Genomic DNA, 19,993 nt, shown 5'->3' on the forward strand with positions numbered 1-19,993 from the left:
ATTTATTTTTTAGATCAAATCATCTTTTAAGGACACAACAAAATTCTTGTGAATCCAGCCTTGAAGTCCATAACTTGTTTCAATAAGAACAAAATCGTCTTTGCTGTCAAGAATATAAACACTTGCATTTCCTTTTAAAAATCTCCAACTCCTTGAAAAATTGTCAGGAACTTTATAAAGAGAGACTAAATCACCCTTAATTATTCCTACTTCAGATTGTTGTTCATAATAAAAATAATATGTTTCAAATATAGTAAAACAAACCGCAGAAAAAAGTAAAAATATAATTATTTTTTTTAAATTTTTTGCCAAAAATCTATAAGAAATAGATACAACTAAAAAATTAATCAAAAATAAACTGATAATAAAAAAAATATTAGAAAAAACAAAACTATTATTACGAACATTGTCTATAACTCCATTTTTAGCTTCAATCAAATCAATAACTTTATAAGAGGTTTCATTATTTGGAGAAGCCAAAAATGCCTTATAAGCTGAATAAATAGCATCAAAATCTCTATCCATTTTACTTAAAACAAGGGCTCTATTTAACCAAAGTCCTGAATAATTTGGATATTTTTTAAGAATGTTATCAATCTTGATAAGTGTGGCATCATAATTTTTAGTATTATAGTTTTCAATCAAATCATTTATATTTTTCTCTGACAATAAACCATCATTTACAGCATTTAAACTAATGCCAACAGCCAATATTAAAATAACCAGCCCAAAGCTTGATGCTGCAAAAAATTTTTTATAGTTAATTAAAATAATTAAAGATAATAAAAATCCTGGAATCAAAAGTAAATAATAGTATGAAACAAAAAATAAAAAAGTTTTATTTTTATAATTCAAAATATCGGCATAAGATAATAGTTTAAAATCAGAATCTACATTATTTTGTGCTCTATTTATACTGTTAAACTCTCCTGAATATTCGTACTTCAATTTTTTCCCTTTAAGGGTATAAACTGTATCATTATCAGGATTTAAATAATTAAAATCACCAATATTTAAAAATACACTACCTTTAGTGTCGGGCTTAACTGTATAAATTTGAGAAATACTACCCTTGTATCCATTTTTAGAAGGCTTAAAGCTATAATTTTTCTTTTTATTAAGAATTTTAGAATTATAAGTTTCAATCTCTGGAAAGTAAAAATGTGGGAAATTCCCTTGACCTGTAATTTTTATTAAAATAGTAAATATATCTTGCTCAATTGTCGAATAAGTTGGAGTCTCATAATCAATTCTAAAAGTTCCTACTGCTAAAGATTTAACCTCTCCAGGAATCGGTTTAACTTTTAATAAAAGCTCAGGGGTATTCCTAACAAGGCCAGAACCAATATTAAAAGAAAAACTGGGAATCAAAACATTTTTTGAGCCCTTAAGAGGAGTTAGTACAAAGTTATAAAAAGGTACATCTAAAATCTCTTTATTATGAAAAGTTCTATATTTAATATCCCCAAATATAGGCATCTTTTCAACCATTGCATCCTTAATAGCAGGCAAAGATCCAGACATTTCATTAGAATTGCTATCTGAAAGCCAATTTGAGCGCAAAATAAGTCCAATACTTTGATATTCATAAATTTCTTTCTTATCAAGATCCCAATATAAATCAACTGGCAAACCAAAAGAATTTATTTCATCAGCTCTTAGCACACTAACTTCAACTTCTGAAGATATATAAAAATCACCCTTATAAATTACTTTTAATGGAGGAATTTTAATAAATCCCAGACTCTCAAAAAGATATTCAACCCTGATCTCAATAAAAGAAAAGTTATTATCCGTTGTCCTAGATATTGATAAAACATTGGAATTGGATTGAACTTCTTTGTTTATTTCAACTTTTAGTAAACTTATGTCAATATCTTGCAAAGGATTATTAAGCCTTACAATCTGAATAAATTTGTCGCCCTTTAAAACTTTAATATTTTTAACAAAATCAATACCCGTAAGCGAATAAAGTCTTGCGATTGAAAAAAAATAAATAAAAAATATTACCAATCTTCTTTTGGAACAGCTAGATTCTCGTCTATTTTTCTCAACCATACAACCCTCTCAAGATTTTCAATATACCTTAAAAAATTTTCATTACTTTCAACAAAATTTTCACCTTTTTCTACACTTAAAGAATTCAAACTATCACGCACCGTTCGTTTTTTTATTATTGCAAGTTCAAGATTATATTTAGCATTATAACTGCCAGGATTAATCTTTAAAGCTTCCTTGAAAGCCACCTCGGCCTTATGATACAGCCCTTGATTATAGTATATTACTCCCTCGTTATAATTGACATTAAAATTTAAAAAAATATCATTAGTCTTCTTAGCGTAAGAGAATATTCTAAGAGAACTTTCATACTCCCCTAAAGAATAATATACAACACCAAGATTGTAATATCCCCAAGCAGAATATTTTTCATCCTCTACAAGATTATAATAATTTGAAATTGCATTTTGATAATTTCCTCTAACATATTCGTAATTACCAATAGCCATTAAAGACATGGATTTAACATTTGAACAAGACAAAAAACCTAAAAACAAAAAGCAAGAATATAAAATTGCTAAAAAGTTTCGTCCCACTTTATCATCCTGACAAATAAATACATAAAAATAAACAACAATGAAATAACCAAAAAAATTTTATATCTTGATACATCAACAAGTATAATGTCGTTTGACGTTCTTCTTATTATACCATTTCTTATATCATTGACAACAAAGTTAATCCCTTTTAAATACAAGTTATAATATGATCCCTTAAGAGAAGAGGCCAGAAGAAGCAAATTTTCTTCATTTATCCCAGTTTTAACAAGATTTCCATTTTTATCTTTAATGCTAAAATTTTGATTAAATAAAACGGGATTACTCCCGCCAATCCCAACCACAAAACTTTCCAATTTTAAATTATTGACAAATTTAGAAAACCTATAATAATTATTTTCCCCCCAATCATCGCCATCTGTTAAAATAACTAAAAAATTATAATAAGAGTCATCCTGCACATTAGAGATTACACTAAAAACAGCATCTCCTAAAAAACTCCCAGGAGAGCTTATTAAATCAGGCTCTATATAATTTAACATCTTGTTTAAACTGTTTTTATCCTTAGAAAAAGGTAAAACCAATATAGACTTACCTTTAAAAATAGTAAGGGAATATTCTGCATTCTCAAAATTACTTAAAATTAAACTAATCATATTTTTAGCACTCTCAAGCCTATTAATAATTTTACCTTCATCCACACTTAACATGCTACGAGAAATATCAAAAATAAAAGAAATTCTCAATTTATTTCTTTCATCCTCAACAGCTCTTTGTCCCCAAGAAATATCCAAAATGGATAAAATTAAAAAAATCAAGCTAAAAATAAAAAACATTGACATTAGAACTTTTTTAATGTAGTAATTTTGAATATAAGAATTGTCCCTATACATAAAACTTAAAGTTTTAAAAAACGGAATATTTCGTCTAAAATCAAGCACACATAGAAAAAAAATAAACAATAAAACTAAAAAAAAGTATAAAGCACTATAATTATTTATACTCATAGTATCTCTTTTAAGAAAATTTTTGAAAAAATAAAATAAATAAGCAATAAGCAAAACGCTAAAACTAAAAATTCTTTATAAATATCTTTATTGTCCACAGCTATTTTAATTTTTCTCTCCAAATTTTCCTTTTTTGAAAAATCTTGAATTGCAAATTGAAAAGAAAAATCATCATTAACCGAATAAAAAAGCCCCCCCGTTTTATTTGAAATCTCCACAAGCATACTAGGATCATAAACCTCTTTAAAACTTCCCTGATAAAATTTTCCAGATCTTAATTTAAACTCAACACTAAATTCCTCAGAACTTCCAATACCAATAGAATAAATCTTAACATTTAAACCTTGAGCAAGATTGATCACTTGATCTTTATAAATCTCATCTGAATTAACAACCCCATCTGTTAAAACCACTATTGATCTTTTAAGAGCCTCAGAATGCTTTAAATGAGACAGCGCAATAGAAATACCTAGTCCTAAAGCAGAACCATTGCCAAGATCCATAATATAAATATCATCTAACTTTTTATTAAAAAATTCTCTATCTGTTGTTATAGGCACTACTATTGAAGCATCTTTTGCAAAAGCTACCAAACCAATATTATCATTTTCGCGTTGAGAAATAAAACCTCTAATCAATTCTTTTGAAAATTCAAGTCTATTCTTGGAAGAAAACTCAACAGCCCCCATACTAGGCGATATGTCAAGAACAATGACAATGTCAGCACCAGCACTAAGATGTATCATCTTCTTTTTTGAAACTGAAGGACCTGCTAAAGCAAACACCATAACCATTGCAGCTAAATATAAAAAAGAATAAGTAAAAAAATACATTAAATTTAATCTATAATCCTTAAGTTTTAAAGAGTTGAAATTGCCGTAAAGCGATATTGGAAACTTTATCTTGCCTCCTCTATTTTTAAAAAAATGATTAAAGTAAATTATTAAAGGGAAAATTACTAATAAAAACAAATATAAAGGCTCATTAAATGTTAACATTAGCACCTCTATTAAATTCTTCAAAATTCGATGCTGCCGTTCTTAAATCCTCTAAAACAAACGACAAGCCATCAAATACCAAATCAACACCACTAAATTTACTAAAATCAGAAAGTCTTAACGTATTAATAAAAATTGAGCGAATCTCATAAGGAACCTTAAGATCTTGCAAAATTATAGAAATTTCTGTTGTAGTGATTGCATTAAAATCAAAACCTGTTTTTTTAGATAAATAAACTCTTAAAGAAGAATTTATTAAATTATAAAATGCACTTTGATCACCACCATCTCTAACGTATTTAGACAAAATAACAAACTGCCTCTGCAATACTTTATAAGGCTTTTTAAGTCCGTGCTTAACTATCAAGTAAATCAAAAGCCGATTTAAAAGCTTTAAAAGCTTAATAATCAAATAAGGAATTAAAAACAAAACAAAAATGAATAAAAACAAATAGGTGCTTGTTCCAGGAATAAATAAAACGCCTTCTATATTTTTAATTTTAAAATCAGAATTATTAGATACTAGCTTATCTGTATTGATTTTTATATTCTTTAGAATAACCTTATTTTTCTTACCATTGCTAATTACATCACCAATATAAATAGAGGGAAGAGAGCTGCTTCCAATATAAAAAGAAACAAAATTAACTATTATTTCATTTGTTGTGCTATTAAAACTAATCGAATTTACTTCAACAAATTCATCTTTAATATTAATATCTTTAAAATCTACAGGGGAAAACTCTTCACCATCATTTAAAATTAATGAAACTTTAAAATCAACAGAATCACCTACATAATAACGAGTCGGCATAAATATTTCATTTTTTATTTCATAAGAATACAAAGATAAGGTTAAAAAAAGAAAAAGATTTGAAACAGCTCTCTTCAAAATCTATTGTCCCTTTTTAAGAAGAATTTTAAGTTTTTTAAAAACATCTTCTTTAGTATCAATCTCAATAAAACTAATATTTTTTTTAATACATTCTTTTTTCCATTTTATTTTATCAAGCGTCCAATAGTTTTTATAGCCACTTAATGTTGACTTGCTAAACCCTGAAACTAAAAAATTTTCTCCAGTTTCAATATCTTCACAAATCAAAGTCCCAATTTTAGGAAAATTTTCATCAAAAAAATCTGAAATTCTTATAGCAATAACATTGTGTCTCTTGCTTAAAACATTTAAAGATTTAAAATAAGCATTCGCCTTAAAATCAGAAATAATTATAACTAAAGATCTTTTTTTATAATATTCTGCCGTATTTTTAAAAATATAAGCCAAGCTGCTACCCGGCTTAAGATTTCTATTAATTGTTTCACTTAATATCAATCCTAAGTGTGAATGACCTTTGCTAGAGGGTATAAACTTGTCTGTTCCACTTGAAAAAAAAGTAACGCCTATTTTATCATTATTAAAAAATGCCATATGTGCAAAAATAGAAACCAACAAATCCTGAACATCCTTTTTATTTACCTTGTCTCCCAAGCTCATGGAAAGTGAATTATCAACAAGAAGATGAAGATTCATCCCCCTATCCTCTTTGAAAACCTTTGAAAAAATGCTGTCGGCTTTTGAACTCACATTCCAATCAATAAATCTAGCATCATCAGAATCCTCATACGGTCTAAATTCATGAAATTCAAGGCCAAGACCTTTAAAAATTGAACGATAACCACCAAAATTAAGCTCTGAAAGCATTTTCCTTGAAAAGAATTTTAAAGCTTTTATCCTAGTTTTAGTACTACTACTTATCTCATTATCTTGTATCATTTTAAAATTATTTCCTAAGGAAGCGCTACAGCAGAAAGAAGCATTCTAATAATATCATCAATGCTCATTTCCTCTACCTCTGCCTCATAAGATGGTGTAATTCTATGCCTTAATACGCTGTAAGCAACAGCTTTGACATCTTCTGGTAAAACAAATATTCGCCCCTCATAAAGAGCATTAACACGGGCACACTTTAACAAACTAAGAGAAGCTCTAGGAGATGCTCCAAATTCAATATATTTGGCAAACGGATAAGTTTTTTTATCTCTCTCACGAGATGCTGAGATTAAAGTAACAATATAAAGCATTATCTTGTCATCAACTTTTACTCTGCCAACCGTTCTCTTGATATCAGCCAAAGAATAAGCATTCATCACCTTTGCAACTTTAATATTCTCAAGACGCCCATCTACTGAAAATATTTTCAAAAGCCTTACTTCATCTTGCACTGATGGATAATGAACATTAACTTTTAATAAAAATCTATCAAGTTGGGATTCTGGCAAATTATAAGTCCCCTCTTGCTCTATTGGATTTTGAGTGGCAAGAACAAAAAACGGATCTGGAAGTCTATGAGTTTCGTCCCCAAGAGTTACTTGTCTTTCTCCCATAGCTTCAAGAAGAGCAGACTGAACTTTTGCAGGAGCCCTGTTGATTTCATCTGCTAAAATAACATTTGAAAATACTGGGCCTTTTCTAACCTTAAAAGTGCCTGTAGCACTTTTATAAACCATATTACCAGTAAGGTCAGATGGCAAAAGATCTGGGGTAAACTGTATGCGCTTAAATTCAAGATCAAGAACATCAGATACAGTTTGAATTGCAAGAGTCTTGGCAAGACCTGGAACCCCTTCAAGCAAAACATGCCCATCTGTTAAAAGACCCATTAAAATAGCATCTATCATTTCTTTTTGACCAAGAACTCTGGTTGCAACCTCTCTTCTAAATTTATTTATCAAATGTAATGCATTCTCTACTTCTGAATCTATCTGAAAACCACTCTTCATAATACTCCTAGTCAAAATCGCTCTAAAATATAAATTGAACTTAAACGATAATAATATTATCTGTAAAGCAAAACCAAATTTCTATCTACTCTTAATTTTGAATTTAAAGGCTTTACTTCTATTTTACTAAATAAATTTTTAATTTGATTGACTTCAAAGTTAATTCTATCAAATTTACCCTTATATGCCATAATCAATCCCCCAACCTTTAAAAGATTTTTTAAAATTAATGCATATTCATTCATACTTCTAAAAGCTCGAATTGTAATAAATTCATACTTCTTTTTTTCTTTTTCAATCTCATATTCTAAAATTTTTACATTTTCTAAATCAAGTTCTAATTTTATCATTTTTAAAAAAGTAGACTTTTTTTTACTTCTCTCTAAAAGATAATATTTTCTAGAAGAGTCAAAAATAGCCAAAATAATGCCCGGAAATCCAGCACCACTTCCAACGTCAAGAACTTCGGAAGGATTAATCTCTTTAACAGTAGACAATCCCAAAAGAGAATCTATAACGTGTAGATTAAGAATAGAATTAAAATTGCTATTACTATTTGAAATTAAATTAAATCTAGTATTTAAAAGTAAAATTCTCTTTATGTATAAATTTATCTTCTGAAGATCTTTGTAAGCAAACTGCAAATTATGTCCTGACAAAGCAAATTCAATATCACTTATCATAAAGAAAAATTTATAACTACCTTATTTTTAGGATTTGAAAAATATATTAACAAAACAGTAATATCTGTACTTCTTATTCCAGGAATTCGACTTGCTTGAGCAAGGGTAGCTGGTTGAATCTTGGAAAATTTTTCTCTAGCTTCTCTTGAAAGGCCTTCAACAATCTCATAATTAAAATCAAATGGTAGCTTGACAAGCTCTAGATTATCAAGCCTTTTAATTAAATCCTTTTGTCTATTAATATAGCCTTCATATTTAACATCTAATTCAACTTGCTCTAAAATTACTTTTGAATCACTTAAACTTGGATCAATCTTTATAAGATTATCTAAACTAATAGAAGGATCTTTTAAAATATGGTAAAAATCTTTACTAACATGTTTTTTTAATTGTTCATCAACAACATCTTTTAAACTAAGGCGCCTTTGCTTTAAAAGCTCCTTTATCTCTTCAACCCTACTCTCTTTAAAAAGATATCTTGAATATCTCTCCTCATCAACAAGCCCAAGATCATATCCAATCTTAATCAAACGCTTGTCACTAGTATCGTGCCGTAAATTAAGTCTGTGCTCAGCTCTAGAGGTAAACATTCTGTAAGGCTCTTTAGTGCCTTTGGTAACAAGATCGTCAATAAGAACTCCAATATAAGAGCTAGTTCTTGTTAAAATCATTGGCTTTTTATTTTGAAGTCTAAGAGCAGCATTAATTCCAGCCATTAACCCTTGAGCTGCTGCTTCTTCATATCCTGAAGAGCCATTAGTCTGCCCCGCTATAAAAAGTCCTTTGACTCTTTTACTCTCAAGATTTGGGTAAAGTTCAATTGGATTTATATAATCATACTCAACAGCATAACCGGGCCTTGTAATAACAGCATGCTCAAGGCCTTCAATACTATTAATCAATTTTTGCTGAATATTTTCAGGCAAAGAAGAGCTAAGGCCATTAAGATACATTTCTTCAGTATTAAACCCTTCAGGCTCAATAAAAATTTGATGCCTATCTTTATCTTTAAATTTTACTATTTTATCCTCAATAGAAGGGCAATATCTTGGACCATTACCCACAATCTCACCAGAATAAAGAGGTGATAGATGCATATTCTCACTAATTATTTCGTGAGTTTTTTTATTAGTATAGGTTACATAACATGAAAGTTGAGATTTATCTAACTTACCATTTGAAAAAGAGAAAGGAATAATGTCTGAATCTCCAAATTGAACCTCCGTCTTTGAAAAATCAACACTTTTCTTATGAATTCTTGCTGGAGTGCCCGTTTTAAGCCTACCCATTTCAAATCCAAGACCAAGTAAAGTTTTATCAAGCCCATAAGCAGAAAATTCAGCAAGCCTGCCCATATCAGCTCTATACTCGCCAATAAATATTTTACCTCGAAGAAACGTCCCTGTTGTAAGTACCACAACGCTTGATCTAAACTTATTGCCTCTCTCTGTAACAACACCTTCAATTTCATTTTTCATAGAATTAAGAAGAAAATCAACAACTGTATCCTGAAAAAGATCAAGATTGTCTTGACGCTCTAAAGTTTCTTTAGCCTTGGTTTGGTACATTAATTTATCAGCTTGAGCACGTGGAGCTTGAACTGCCGGGCCACGACTTTTGTTTAAAACTCTAAACTGAATCATGCTAAAGTCAATAATACGACCCATTTCACCACCAAGAGCATCAATTTCTCTAACCATATTACCCTTAGCAAGCCCACCAATAGCAGGATTACAAGAAAGCTTACCTATTGTATCTAAATTTTGAGTAATCATTAAAGTTTTAAAATTCAGCCTTGAAAGAGCAAGAGCAGCTTCAATCCCTGCATGCCCCCCTCCAATAACAATTGCGTCAAAATCCATATTTATTTCCCCAAACAAAAATTCTTAAACATATTGTCAAGAACATCTTCACTACTAACTTCTCCTGTTATTTCCCCTAAACAGTTGATAATCTCATAAGCATCAAATGCTAACATATCATAACTTACTTGGCGATCAATTTTGCTAAGTAAATTTAAAATCAAAGCATAAGCTTTCTCTAAAAGTTGCATCTGACGACTTGATGATATTATTATATCATCAAGTCCAATCTCGACTCTCTCATAAGAGATCAAAGCCCTTATTTTGTCATAAAGGATATCTATTCCTTCTAAATTTTTAGTACTAATCATTATTAAATTTGAAGAATTTAAAACCTTTGAGCGAACAAATTTTTCAGTGGACTTATTTATCTTTAAATCTATCTTATTTAAAACAAACAATATTTTACTATTAGATTTATTTGAATCAATAAATAAGAAATCATCTTTTGTTAAATTTGAACTAACATCGATCACATAAATTACTAAAGATGCTTCCTTTATTAAAGAATTACTTTTCTCAATTCCCAATCTCTCAACAAAATTGTCAGCATCTCTTAGTCCTGCTGTATCAAAAAGATTAAATAAAATACCATCAAGCTCAAAACTTGCTTCAATATAATCTCTTGTAGTGCCTGGATATGAAGAGACAATTGATCTATCTTTTTTGAGAAACAAATTAAATAACGAAGACTTTCCAGCATTAACAGAACCTGCTAAAACCAAAGCAACACCACGATCAATTTTTTCATAAACCTTATAAGAATTAATTAATTTTTTAAGTTCAGCTTTGCTACTTAAAATTAAGTCAAAAGGAATGCTAATCTCATGATCATCAACTTCATAATCAAGATAAACACTAACAGCTGATAGAAAATTTAAAATACTTTTTTTTATTGCATCTATTTTAACAAACAAAGCTCCAGAAAGTTTATTAACTGCAAGAGAATAAGTTTTATTGGTTTTGGCAAAAATAATCTCATGAATTGCCTCTGCCTTTGTAAGATCAATTTTCTTAGCAAGAAATGCGCGCAAAGTAAATTCACCAGGTTCAGCCATCCTAAACCCACTTTTTAAAAACAAATCTATAATCTTTTTAATTCCAATCACAGAACCATGCGCCATAACTTCAATAGCATCTTGTCCTGTAAAGCTTTTTGGTGCTCTATATAAACAAACAACAACTTCATCTACCTTGCAATCATTCTCATTATCTAATATATAACCGTAATGAATCGTATTCCCAGATGCTGAATTGAGAGCTGAATGATTTGAAAAGATTTTAGAAAATTTAGATATAGAAGAAGCACCACTGCTACGAATCACACATAAAGCACTACTTAAAAAAGGTGTTGCAAGAGCTACAATATCATCATCTCTCTCAAAAAATTTACTCATACTTTAATGTATTATAACACAATAAAAAAGACAAAATTGATTTGTAAATATGTTTATAATAGCTTATAATTAATTTCATAAAAATGAAAACAAAACTTGAAGCTGAACTAAAAGAAGTCTTAAAAAAAGAACTTCTCTTGGTAGAAGAAATATATAATTCATACTTAAAAATAAAAGAATATATCGACAATAAAAATGAAATAGGACTTAAAGAGGTTGCAAACAAAACAAAAATATTGCTTGAAAGTTTTAAAGAAATTGAAACAAAAAGAGATGAAATTTGGAAAAAATTTACCAAAAATGAAAACTTTAAGTCAACTTACGAAGCTGTAGAAAAATTGACTACAATTTACAAGCAAGAAATATACGACTATCTACACAAATTGAAAATTGGTATACTGAATATTAAAAATTTAAATTACATAATACAAAACTATGTAAACACCTCCCTTGACATGTTATCAATAATATTTCAAGATATCCAAGAAAGCGTAGAGAATGTAACTTACAAAAACCCTTACAGGCCAAAAATTGGACGCTCAAACGAAGCTTCCGTTTTAATAAATAAAAAACTTTAAAGGAGTTTAGAGTGGATTCAACATTTTCAGGAATAGAAATTGGCAAAAGAAGTTTATTTGCACATAAAGATGCTATGAATACAGTTGGGCACAATTTATCCAATGCTACAAAGCCTGGGTATTCAAGACAAAAAGTAACAATGAAAACCGAAATTCCTCTTTATGCTCCACAATTAAACAGAGCCAAAAAACAAGGACAATTGGGCCAGGGGATTGTGGTTCAATCTATAGACAGAGTAAAAGATGAACTACTTAACACAAGAATCATTGAAGAATCGCACCGACTAGGATACTGGACTTCACAAGACAAGTTTATATCAATATTAGAAGATGTTTATAACGAACCTGAGGATCAATCAATACGGAAAAGATTAAATGATTTTTGGGAAAGTTGGCACGATCTAGCAAATCAACCACAAGGTTTAGCAGAAAGAAAAATAATTCTAGAAAGAGGCAAATCTTTTTGTGAAGGAATAAGAAATAGATTCCATTCGCTTGAAAGAATTTACATAATGGCAAACGATGAAATAAAAATTACAACGGATGAGGCAAACAATTACATTAGAAACATTGCAAATCTTAATAAACAAATTTCAAAATCTCAAGCAATGAAAGACAATCCAAATGACTTAATGGATGCAAGAGACTTAATGGTTGAAAAATTAGGCAATATAATAAGTGTATCAATTGAAAACAAACAAGATCCCAATGAATTTTTAATCCACGCAGAAGGAAGACATCTTGTACAAGGTTCAATTGCAAATGAATTCAAACTAGAAGCTACAAACGGGCCCACCAGAACTAGATGGAACATTTTATGGGCAAATAATGATAAAGCTTACCTTAAAACGGGAAAGCTAGGATCTTTGCTTAACATAAGAGATGAAGAGATTAAAAACGAAATCAATGAACTAAATAATATAGCTGCCAACATTATAGCAATTGTTAATGAAATACATGAAGCAGGACATGGAATGGATAAAAAAAATGGAAGAAGTTTTTTTTCTCAAGAACTAAAACTAACTGATGATCGAGGTAGATATGATACTAACGGAAATGGCCAGTTTGATTCTGTTCATATTTTCAAAATTAACAGCACAAACGAAATATTTCCAGAAGAAAAATTGGGATTTTACGGAACTCTTAAATTTGAAGCTACAAATAGTAATGAAATTGTAGAAATATCCTACAATGCTCCAGATACAGTTCAAGATGTAATAAATAGAATAAATAATTCCAACGCACAAGTTACAGCAAGAATTAACTCAGAAGGCAAGCTTGAAATCAAAGCAGTTAAAGAACAAGAAGATGAGAACATAACATTTAGAATCAAACATATAGAAGATTCTGGATTATTTCTAACAAAATATACAGGAATATTAAATGCATCTGGACCTGAGGGAGCTTATGATTATAAAAATATTGACACAACAGACAAATTGGCGCCTAAATCGACTTATTCAATCTCTCCTCTAAAAAATCCTGCAGCATGGATAAAAGTTGCAGACATAATAGACTCAGATCCTTCAAAAATAGCATCAGGAATTAAAAATCCAACAAATGAAATATCTATTGGAGATAACCAAGCAGCACTGAGAATCTCCTCTTTTGGAAATTCTCAGATTATGATTGGCAAAAATTTAACATTAAATGATTACTTTGCAAATACAGCATCAAATATAGCAATAAAAGGACAAATTTCAGAAATCACAAAAGAAAGCCAATCTCAAATATTAAAAGATTTAACAGAACTAAGAATGTCTATTTCTGGAGTAAACAAAGATGAAGAGCTTGCAAACATGATCGAATTTCAACAAGCATTTATTGCAGCAAGTAAATTTATCACTGTTTCTGTTGAACTAATAGACACGATAATAAATAAAATGGGAGTATAAGCATGATAAATAGAGTAAGTCATCCATTAACATATGAAAATTTCAAAACCTCTTCAGCAGAGCAAGAGTCTAAAATTACAAAACTTTTAGAAAACTTATACAAAGGCGGCAAAAGAATTGTAAAACTAAGAAACGATCCAACAGGCGTTACTCACGCAATAAGACTAGATAACGACATATTTAAGCTTAATGTATACATAAAAAATATTAGCACTTCTAAAAGCAACCTGAGGTATGCGGAAGGATATTTACAATCTCTTACAAATATTTTAACACGAGCTAAAGAAATTGCAATTCAAGGAGCAAGCGGAACTTATGAATCAGATGACAAAAAAATGATATCAAAAGAAGTAAATGCCTTGCTTGAAGATGTAGTTGCAATAGCAAACGCCAAAGGGCCTGATGGATACAGCATATTCTCGGGGACTAAAATTGATAGCGAGGCGTTTAAGGTAACTAGAGAGAATAAAATAAGCAAAACAAGCAAAGATGGTGCAGGCCCCCAAATAATCAAAGTAGAATACAATGGCAACCAAGCTGAAAAAAAAACAGAAGTATACAATGATATTCATATGTCAAATAATTATCCTGGAAATGTAATATTTTTCTTACAAAACCAAAATATTATATCATCAATAAACACTAATGGATTTGCCGTAAAAGAAAATACAAAAATTTATATTGACAATATTGAGATAGGACTAACAGCAGGAGATACTGCTCTTGACATTGTTGCAAAAATCAATGAATCTTCAGCGCCTGTTGAAGCAAGCATTGATCCCGTTTTAAACTCATTGTCTATTAAAACCACAACTCCACACCAAATTTGGATAACAGAAGAAAAAGAATCAAATGTTTTACAAACACTTGGAATACTTACCAAAAACAATGATACCAAATTACCTCCTTACAACCTTTCTAGCAGCACAGAAGTTAGAAGTAGATCTATTTTCGATGCGCTTATTGAGCTTAGAGACACACTTTACAATAACAAAGAAGAGCTTGTTGGAAGTAGAAGCCTGGCAGAAATTGACGAAAGCTTAAAAAGATTACTTATATCCGTTGCAGATCTTGGAGCAAAAGAAAATAGACTTGATAGAAGCTATGAAAGAATAAGCAAAGAAGCTGCAGATATGAAAGAAGATATGGTTCAATATACAGATCTTGATGTAACAAAAGCAATAACTAATTTAAATATGGCAAGCTTAGCTTATCAAGTGTCTATAGGAATATCTGCTAAAATAATGCAAACGACTTTATTAGATTTTATAAAATAGAATGATAGATGAAAAAAGTATAGAATTTGATTTTCCCGAGGGAATACTTGGATTTGAAAACATTAAAAAATTTATAATAAAAGACTCTAAGTATAAGCCTTTTTCTATTATGCAATCCATCAATAAAGACGTAAGTTTTTTGGTGACATCTCCTTTCAATTTTTTAAGCGAATACTTACCAAATATCCAGGAAAAAGATTGGTCAGACATTAAAGCAAAAGAAGAAGATGAAAAAGTTATACTATGCATAATCAATATGCATGTCAATGATTATAAAGACATTACAGCTAACCTAAAGGCACCAATTATAATAAACAAAAAAAAATTACTTGGAAAACAAGCTATATGCACAAATGAAAAATACTCACTATACCATAAAGTTTTCAAGGAATAAAGATGCTAGTATTGTCAAGAAAAGTAAATGAAAGCATTAAAATAAATTCTGATATTGAGGTTTTAATATTAGAAATAAAAAAGGATGCTGTTAAAATAGCAATTAAAGCCCCTGAAAACATTAAAATATTTAGATCTGAAATTTATGAATTTATTATAGAAGAAAATAAAAAATCACTACTAAAAGACAAACACAATATAAGCAAAATTAAAAGCCTTTTTAATCATTATTTCAAGAATGAAAATTAACCTTTGCATCACTTTGTCTTATGTAAAGAGGTCCTGACAAAATATCATCACCTTTGCGATTTTTTAAGTATTTAGCTACCCCAAGTTCTGTTAAAATTTTTCCAAACGAACTTAAATTTTCAATGATTTTAAATTTATAATTGAACTCTTTGCAAACATCTTCAAGATTGTTCCCAATAAGCACTGAATTTGGATCAATCTGATTCAAATATTCAAGCAAATCTTCCTTAGAAAAACTCAAAATCTTCCCTATCAATTTGCAATTTTTATAATTCCCAATAAAATATTTACCTGCAGTAAAAGTTAATACAATTACACTGGGGTTATTTTTAACTAAATTCGCAAAAACATCTAATGTGGAAATATTGACAAAAGGAATAGAAAGACCTAAAGCAAGACCTTTGACAAAACTTAAACTAATTCTAAGACCAGTAAAAGAACCAGGACCACAAGAATTTATAATTAATTCAATTTGATTAAGATCAATATTATTTTTAATTACAAAATCATTGAAAATTTTTGGAACACTAAAATTTAAATTTGATTTAAGTTCAACCAACGAAAAATTATTATTATTAATTCTACAATAAATTATTAATGCTTTATATGAATATTCAAATGCAAGTGTATTAACCATTAAGTTCTACAACCCTGCCTGAACCGACTATTTTAAAAGTTAAAGAAAATAATCTATCTTTTGGAACAATGTTCAAAGCAATTTGTGGCCATTCAATAGCAATAATTGAGTCAAGATCCATAAGTATTTCCAATCCCCCAACAAGCTCAAATTCTTCCAAAGAAGAAACCCGATATAAATCAATATGATAAAATTTAAAATTTACAAAATCATAAACATTAACAATATTATAAGTTGGACTTGTAAAATAAGAAATTCCAAGGTTAAGGGCAAGTCCCTTTAAAAAACTAGTTTTTCCAGATCCCATATCACCACTTAAAACAAATATTTTGCCAATTGGCAAAGGATAAAAAAAAGATTTGGAAAAATTTATCATTTTTTTTTCTGACTTAAATTCTAAAATCAAGGAAGCTTACCTTTAAACTCCAAATCGATTACACGCCTTTTAATTGCAACCATTAGTTTTAAAACAGGATAATTTAAAAGATCTATAAAATCAATAGTGACATGCTTTTCTCCTAAGGGTGTAGCTTCAATTACAAACTTGACTTTTTTGATTTCTAAGATGTCATTATACTTATAAATAACATCAGCAAAATATACATTTCTATAGTATATAAAACTCTCTTGCTTTTCAATATTATTAAGAGAAATAAGCTGCACAATAATAATCCTTAAAATAAATTAAACTCCCAAAAAGCCAACATAAGAACATTTTTATTTAGCGCTATTTTTCAAGGCGGAATTTTTATTCTTAACCTCTGAATTGCTTTTGGCTATCATCGACTAAAAATATTCAAATTCCTAAATTTTATGAGATGTCGCAAAAAAATAACTCTAATTCTTAAAATTAAACCTCCCAGGAGCTTTGATTTTTCATCTTCTTATTTCTAAAACAATTTTTTTAAAAGCTTCAACATCCTCAATTGCCAAATTAGACAAAATTTTTCTATTAATTTTTATATTAGATTTCAATAAACCCTCAATAAATCTTGAATAAGTAATCCCCGTATCACTTAAAGCAGCCGAAATTCTTGAAATCCACAAGCGCCTAAAATCTCTTTTTCTAACCTTTCTATCTCTTGTGGCATACATCATGCCTTTTCTCAAGGTATCCTTAGCTTTTTTATAATTGCTCTTTTTTGTACCCCAAAATCCTTTTGTTTTTTTTAAAATTCGCTTACGCCTTGCAACGTGAACTGTGCCGTTTTTAGCCCTAGCCATATATATCTCCTAAAATTATTTTAACCATAAGGTAATAAAGTTTTAATTCTTTTAACTTCAAAACAAGAAAGATTGCCCGATTTCCTTAAATTTCTCTTGCGCTTAGAAGATTTTTTTGTCAAAATATGCCTTAAATTTTGTTTTTTATGCTTAACTTTACCGTTTACAGTAAAAGAATACCTTTTTTTTGCACTTTTGCGTGTTTTCATTTTATTTGCCATTTCTTCCCCTTTAATTTAATATTTATTTTTTAAACTTAGGCGCTACAATCAAAAACATTGTTTTGCCTTCCATTTTAGCTGCAGATTCCAAAACATAATTCACATCCCCTACTTTTTCAAGAATGCTATTTAAGATACCATATCCTAAATATGTGTGAGCAAGTTCACGCCCTCTAAATCTTATTGTAACTTTAACCTTATTGCCATCTTTTAAAAAACCTAAAATGTTTTTTGATTTAAAATCAAGGTCATGAGCATCTATCTTGGGCTGCATTCTGACTTCCTTAAGCTTAATTACTTTTTGATTTTTCTTTTGCTCTTTTTGACGCTTTTCTTGATGGAATTTATATTTTCCATAATCAATAATCTTGCAAACCGGAGGAGATACATTAGGAGAAACCTCAACCAAATCAAGTCCAGCTTCTTTTGCTTTTTTAATAGCATCTTCAATTGATAAAACCTCTTGTGTTCCATTTTCAAAAATAACTCTTACTTCGCGAGCCTTAATTCTGTAATTAATTTTTAATTCCTTGTCATTTGATCTGGACCTATCCCTATCTCTATTGGCATTTCTATTTATCATCTAAAAAATATATACTCCTAAATCAATTAATAATTAACATTAATACTTAATTTTATTATACATTCACTAAAAAGTAAATTCTAGAAATAATGTTTACAAAAAGTAATAAAATCAATAACATTGATAAAACAAATATACAAATCACACAAGTTTTTAATCAATCAATTGATTTAAAAAACGTTTAAAAGTAGAATTGTACTTACAATGAGTTTATTTTTATTAACAAGTCTACCACTAATATTAAAAATTTATATAAATATTCGGCTAAAACAAGGTCAAACAAAAAATACCCAAGCCCATGTTTTAGCAATATTTCTTGCAATAACAATGTTTTCTTTTCTTTATTTAACTCAAGAATTTATTCTATACAGATCATTTGAATTAGATTACACATCAAGAATAAGCCTGGGGATTTCAATATTTATTAAAGAACATTTATACTACTATATATTCCCACTATTAATATTTATATTTTTCTTTACTCTAAATGAAAATTCTTTATTTAAAAAAAATTTAACAATTCTTATATATTTCACATTTGGACTAATATTTTCTAAAAACTTAGAAATAATAATTCTAAATAGCAAAATTTTTGGAATTTATGAATATATAGAATTACCAATACTTAATGCAATAGAGCTAATCTTTTCAGCCACAATTTTTGAAAAGAAAATTAAAAAATGCCAAAAATACTCGGCAAAAGAATACAAAATCATTCTTTCTCCTATTCTATTTTTAGGATTATTTATTGCAACTTTAAAAACATTAATTCTAACCAACATGAGCATCTATGCACTAATAATACTTGGCTTGGCTTTAATATCTATGGCTATTAATAATAAATATACTGAGAAATAAAATGTCTGGCCCCAAAAAACTTGCTATAATAGCGCTCTTAGTAATTTCAATACAAGGATGCAAAGAATCTTCTATTATTGAAAAACAATTTAATTATGCAATAATTTTTTCAGATGCAACTGAATATTTTTTTGAAATTCAAAAAACTCCATTCATAAAAAACGAAATACTATTTATAAATGATAAAAATTTAGAAATTATAAAAGACAAGCTTAAAACAACGAAAAAAATAATATTAACTCATAAATCAAATAATGAAATTCTAAATAACGAAATTCTAAAGGAGAAAATTTTTTATCTATCAAAAATAAAATTTTCTCTAAAAAAATCTATTGATTTCCTGCTTAACGAAAAATCAATAGATTTGCAAAAAACATTACTATTTAGAGACAAATCTCTAAATAACGAAGACCTTGAATACTTGGAAAAAAAGGGCAAAGAAAAAAATGTTAATATTACTCTAATAAACGAAAAAAACATATCCTATATTCAAACATTCATTACTTCTCAAATAAAAACAATAATATTATTCTCTTTAAGGGATAATATTATTATTTTAAAAAAGATACTAAATTCGCCTTTTTTTAAAAAAATAAAATTTGTATTAATTGGCAATACAAGAAAAGACTTAAAAATTATTAAGCTAAAATATATAATAACTCTTAAAGAGCCTGATTTGATAAAAATAGCAAAAGATGTTGAAAAAGATTTTCAATATGAATTTAACATTTATAAACAACAAAAATGATTAAATTTAAAACTAATAATAAACCATACAAATGAATAATTATAAATAAA

23 protein-coding genes are annotated in these 19,993 nt (G+C 28.6%); 7 read left to right on the forward strand and 16 right to left on the reverse strand.

What is annotated here, in order from left to right; translation table 11 throughout:
- Positions 1 to 9: 9 nt before the first annotated feature.
- The 10 genes from QIA19_RS01375 to mnmE are packed head-to-tail and all read right to left on the reverse strand — an operon-like array spanning position 10 to position 11,280.
- Positions 10 to 2,013, reverse strand: a complete 2,004-nt coding sequence (locus tag QIA19_RS01375; RefSeq protein WP_301366222.1) for an SH3 domain-containing protein — start codon at positions 2,011 to 2,013, stop codon at positions 10 to 12.
- The gene (locus tag QIA19_RS01380; RefSeq protein ID WP_301365278.1) at positions 2,007 to 2,594 is read right to left on the reverse strand and encodes a tetratricopeptide repeat protein; all 588 of its coding nucleotides are present in this window, start codon (positions 2,592 to 2,594) and stop codon (positions 2,007 to 2,009) included. Before QIA19_RS01380 ends, QIA19_RS01375 begins: the two co-directional genes overlap by 7 nt.
- A complete protein-coding gene (locus QIA19_RS01385; RefSeq protein WP_301365280.1) occupies positions 2,576 to 3,562 on the reverse strand; it encodes a vWA domain-containing protein in 987 nt (328 codons plus the stop codon). The genes QIA19_RS01380 and QIA19_RS01385 overlap by 19 nt, the downstream gene beginning before the upstream one ends.
- Complete coding sequence (locus QIA19_RS01390) at positions 3,559 to 4,560, reverse strand: vWA domain-containing protein (RefSeq protein ID WP_301365282.1); 1,002 nt, start codon at positions 4,558 to 4,560, stop codon at positions 3,559 to 3,561. Before QIA19_RS01390 ends, QIA19_RS01385 begins: the two co-directional genes overlap by 4 nt.
- Positions 4,547 to 5,452 (reverse strand): hypothetical protein, encoded by a 906-nt coding sequence (locus QIA19_RS01395; protein ID WP_301365283.1) that lies wholly within the window; start codon positions 5,450 to 5,452, stop codon positions 4,547 to 4,549. Before QIA19_RS01395 ends, QIA19_RS01390 begins: the two co-directional genes overlap by 14 nt.
- A 3-nt stretch (positions 5,453 to 5,455) precedes the next feature.
- Positions 5,456 to 6,331, reverse strand: coding sequence for a DUF58 domain-containing protein (locus QIA19_RS01400; RefSeq protein ID WP_002656651.1), 876 nt, complete (start codon positions 6,329 to 6,331; stop codon positions 5,456 to 5,458).
- A 14-nt stretch (positions 6,332 to 6,345) separates the two neighbouring features.
- Positions 6,346 to 7,338, reverse strand: coding sequence for an AAA family ATPase (locus QIA19_RS01405; protein WP_002556774.1), 993 nt, complete (start codon positions 7,336 to 7,338; stop codon positions 6,346 to 6,348).
- A gap of 56 nt (positions 7,339 to 7,394) precedes the next feature.
- Positions 7,395 to 8,021 carry a 16S rRNA (guanine(527)-N(7))-methyltransferase RsmG gene (gene rsmG, locus QIA19_RS01410; RefSeq protein WP_301365286.1) on the reverse strand — a complete coding sequence of 209 codons (627 nt, stop codon included), beginning with the start codon at positions 8,019 to 8,021 and terminating at the stop codon, positions 7,395 to 7,397.
- The gene (mnmG, locus tag QIA19_RS01415) at positions 8,018 to 9,883 is read right to left on the reverse strand and encodes a tRNA uridine-5-carboxymethylaminomethyl(34) synthesis enzyme MnmG (protein WP_301365288.1); all 1,866 of its coding nucleotides are present in this window, start codon (positions 9,881 to 9,883) and stop codon (positions 8,018 to 8,020) included. The genes rsmG and mnmG overlap by 4 nt, the downstream gene beginning before the upstream one ends.
- A gap of 2 nt (positions 9,884 to 9,885) precedes the next feature.
- Complete coding sequence (gene mnmE / locus QIA19_RS01420; RefSeq protein ID WP_301365290.1) at positions 9,886 to 11,280, reverse strand: tRNA uridine-5-carboxymethylaminomethyl(34) synthesis GTPase MnmE; 1,395 nt, start codon at positions 11,278 to 11,280, stop codon at positions 9,886 to 9,888.
- Positions 11,281 to 11,363: 83 nt separating this feature from the next.
- On the opposite strand from mnmE, the gene QIA19_RS01425 reads away from it, so the two are divergent.
- From QIA19_RS01425 to csrA, 5 genes are read left to right on the forward strand one after another with little or no spacing between them, the layout of a single operon-like run.
- Positions 11,364 to 11,858, forward strand: coding sequence for a flagellar protein FlbF (locus tag QIA19_RS01425; RefSeq protein WP_301365292.1), 495 nt, complete (start codon positions 11,364 to 11,366; stop codon positions 11,856 to 11,858).
- An 11-nt stretch (positions 11,859 to 11,869) separates the two neighbouring features.
- On the forward strand, positions 11,870 to 13,753 hold the full coding sequence (gene flgK, locus QIA19_RS01430; RefSeq protein WP_301365293.1) for a flagellar hook-associated protein FlgK: 1,884 nt from the start codon (positions 11,870 to 11,872) through the stop codon (positions 13,751 to 13,753).
- 2 nt (positions 13,754 to 13,755) lie between these two features.
- Positions 13,756 to 15,030 carry a flagellar hook-associated protein 3 gene (locus tag QIA19_RS01435; RefSeq protein WP_301365294.1) on the forward strand — a complete coding sequence of 425 codons (1,275 nt, stop codon included), beginning with the start codon at positions 13,756 to 13,758 and terminating at the stop codon, positions 15,028 to 15,030.
- Between the two features lies 1 nt (position 15,031).
- On the forward strand, positions 15,032 to 15,424 hold the full coding sequence (gene fliW / locus QIA19_RS01440) for a flagellar assembly protein FliW (protein WP_301365295.1): 393 nt from the start codon (positions 15,032 to 15,034) through the stop codon (positions 15,422 to 15,424).
- Between the two features lie 2 nt (positions 15,425 to 15,426).
- Positions 15,427 to 15,672, forward strand: a complete 246-nt coding sequence (gene csrA / locus QIA19_RS01445) for a carbon storage regulator CsrA (RefSeq protein WP_008882526.1) — start codon at positions 15,427 to 15,429, stop codon at positions 15,670 to 15,672.
- On the opposite strand, the gene tsaB is transcribed toward csrA, so the two are convergent.
- The 6 genes from tsaB to infC all read right to left on the reverse strand — a co-directional run bounded on the left by tsaB (position 15,656) and on the right by infC (position 18,337).
- Positions 15,656 to 16,309, reverse strand: a complete 654-nt coding sequence (gene tsaB, locus QIA19_RS01450) for a tRNA (adenosine(37)-N6)-threonylcarbamoyltransferase complex dimerization subunit type 1 TsaB (protein ID WP_301365296.1) — start codon at positions 16,307 to 16,309, stop codon at positions 15,656 to 15,658. The genes csrA and tsaB overlap by 17 nt on opposite strands.
- A complete protein-coding gene (gene tsaE / locus QIA19_RS01455) occupies positions 16,302 to 16,715 on the reverse strand; it encodes a tRNA (adenosine(37)-N6)-threonylcarbamoyltransferase complex ATPase subunit type 1 TsaE (RefSeq protein ID WP_301365298.1) in 414 nt (137 codons plus the stop codon). The genes tsaB and tsaE overlap by 8 nt, the downstream gene beginning before the upstream one ends.
- Entirely contained in the window at positions 16,712 to 16,972 is a 261-nt protein-coding gene (locus tag QIA19_RS01460) for a hypothetical protein (RefSeq protein ID WP_002556785.1), read from the reverse strand. Before QIA19_RS01460 ends, tsaE begins: the two co-directional genes overlap by 4 nt.
- A 213-nt stretch (positions 16,973 to 17,185) precedes the next feature.
- Positions 17,186 to 17,533: a 50S ribosomal protein L20 gene (rplT, locus tag QIA19_RS01465; RefSeq protein WP_008882497.1), complete on the reverse strand. Its 348-nt coding sequence runs from the start codon at positions 17,531 to 17,533 to the stop codon at positions 17,186 to 17,188.
- A gap of 20 nt (positions 17,534 to 17,553) precedes the next feature.
- Positions 17,554 to 17,754 (reverse strand): 50S ribosomal protein L35, encoded by a 201-nt coding sequence (gene rpmI / locus QIA19_RS01470; RefSeq protein ID WP_008882757.1) that lies wholly within the window; start codon positions 17,752 to 17,754, stop codon positions 17,554 to 17,556.
- 22 nt (positions 17,755 to 17,776) lie between these two features.
- Complete coding sequence (infC, locus tag QIA19_RS01475) at positions 17,777 to 18,337, reverse strand: translation initiation factor IF-3 (protein ID WP_002556788.1); 561 nt, start codon at positions 18,335 to 18,337, stop codon at positions 17,777 to 17,779.
- Positions 18,338 to 18,541: 204 nt separating this feature from the next.
- Between infC and QIA19_RS01480 the strand changes: the two genes are divergently transcribed.
- On the forward strand, positions 18,542 to 19,195 hold the full coding sequence (locus tag QIA19_RS01480) for a hypothetical protein (protein WP_301365301.1): 654 nt from the start codon (positions 18,542 to 18,544) through the stop codon (positions 19,193 to 19,195).
- 1 nt (position 19,196) lies between these two features.
- Positions 19,197 to 19,943, forward strand: a complete 747-nt coding sequence (locus tag QIA19_RS01485; protein WP_301365303.1) for a hypothetical protein — start codon at positions 19,197 to 19,199, stop codon at positions 19,941 to 19,943.
- The last annotated feature ends 50 nt before the right edge of the window (positions 19,944 to 19,993 follow it).

The organism is [Borrelia] finlandensis (genome assembly GCF_030438365.2).
GTDB lineage: Bacteria > Spirochaetota > Spirochaetia > Borreliales > Borreliaceae > Borreliella > Borreliella finlandensis.

Bases quoted from the DNA above. Each gene is read 5' to 3' on its own strand.
- QIA19_RS01385 (WP_301365280.1), bottom strand. From the start codon at position 3,562: ATGAGTATAAATAATTATAGTGCTTTATACTTTTTTTTAGTTTTATTG.
- QIA19_RS01390 (WP_301365282.1), bottom strand. From the start codon at position 4,560: ATGTTAACATTTAATGAGCCTTTATATTTGTTTTTATTAGTAATTTTC.
- QIA19_RS01400 (WP_002656651.1), bottom strand. From the start codon at position 6,331: ATGATACAAGATAATGAGATAAGTAGTAGTACTAAAACTAGGATAAAA.
- QIA19_RS01405 (WP_002556774.1), bottom strand. From the start codon at position 7,338: ATGAAGAGTGGTTTTCAGATAGATTCAGAAGTAGAGAATGCATTACAT.
- rsmG (WP_301365286.1), bottom strand. From the start codon at position 8,021: ATGATAAGTGATATTGAATTTGCTTTGTCAGGACATAATTTGCAGTTT.
- mnmG (WP_301365288.1), bottom strand. From the start codon at position 9,883: ATGGATTTTGACGCAATTGTTATTGGAGGGGGGCATGCAGGGATTGAA.
- mnmE (WP_301365290.1), bottom strand. From the start codon at position 11,280: ATGAGTAAATTTTTTGAGAGAGATGATGATATTGTAGCTCTTGCAACA.
- QIA19_RS01425 (WP_301365292.1), top strand. From the start codon at position 11,364: ATGAAAACAAAACTTGAAGCTGAACTAAAAGAAGTCTTAAAAAAAGAA.
- QIA19_RS01435 (WP_301365294.1), top strand. From the start codon at position 13,756: ATGATAAATAGAGTAAGTCATCCATTAACATATGAAAATTTCAAAACC.
- fliW (WP_301365295.1), top strand. From the start codon at position 15,032: ATGATAGATGAAAAAAGTATAGAATTTGATTTTCCCGAGGGAATACTT.
- csrA (WP_008882526.1), top strand. From the start codon at position 15,427: ATGCTAGTATTGTCAAGAAAAGTAAATGAAAGCATTAAAATAAATTCT.
- tsaB (WP_301365296.1), bottom strand. From the start codon at position 16,309: ATGGTTAATACACTTGCATTTGAATATTCATATAAAGCATTAATAATT.
- rplT (WP_008882497.1), bottom strand. From the start codon at position 17,533: ATGGCTAGGGCTAAAAACGGCACAGTTCACGTTGCAAGGCGTAAGCGA.
- rpmI (WP_008882757.1), bottom strand. From the start codon at position 17,754: ATGGCAAATAAAATGAAAACACGCAAAAGTGCAAAAAAAAGGTATTCT.
- infC (WP_002556788.1), bottom strand. From the start codon at position 18,337: ATGATAAATAGAAATGCCAATAGAGATAGGGATAGGTCCAGATCAAAT.
- QIA19_RS01480 (WP_301365301.1), top strand. From the start codon at position 18,542: ATGAGTTTATTTTTATTAACAAGTCTACCACTAATATTAAAAATTTAT.
- QIA19_RS01485 (WP_301365303.1), top strand. From the start codon at position 19,197: ATGTCTGGCCCCAAAAAACTTGCTATAATAGCGCTCTTAGTAATTTCA.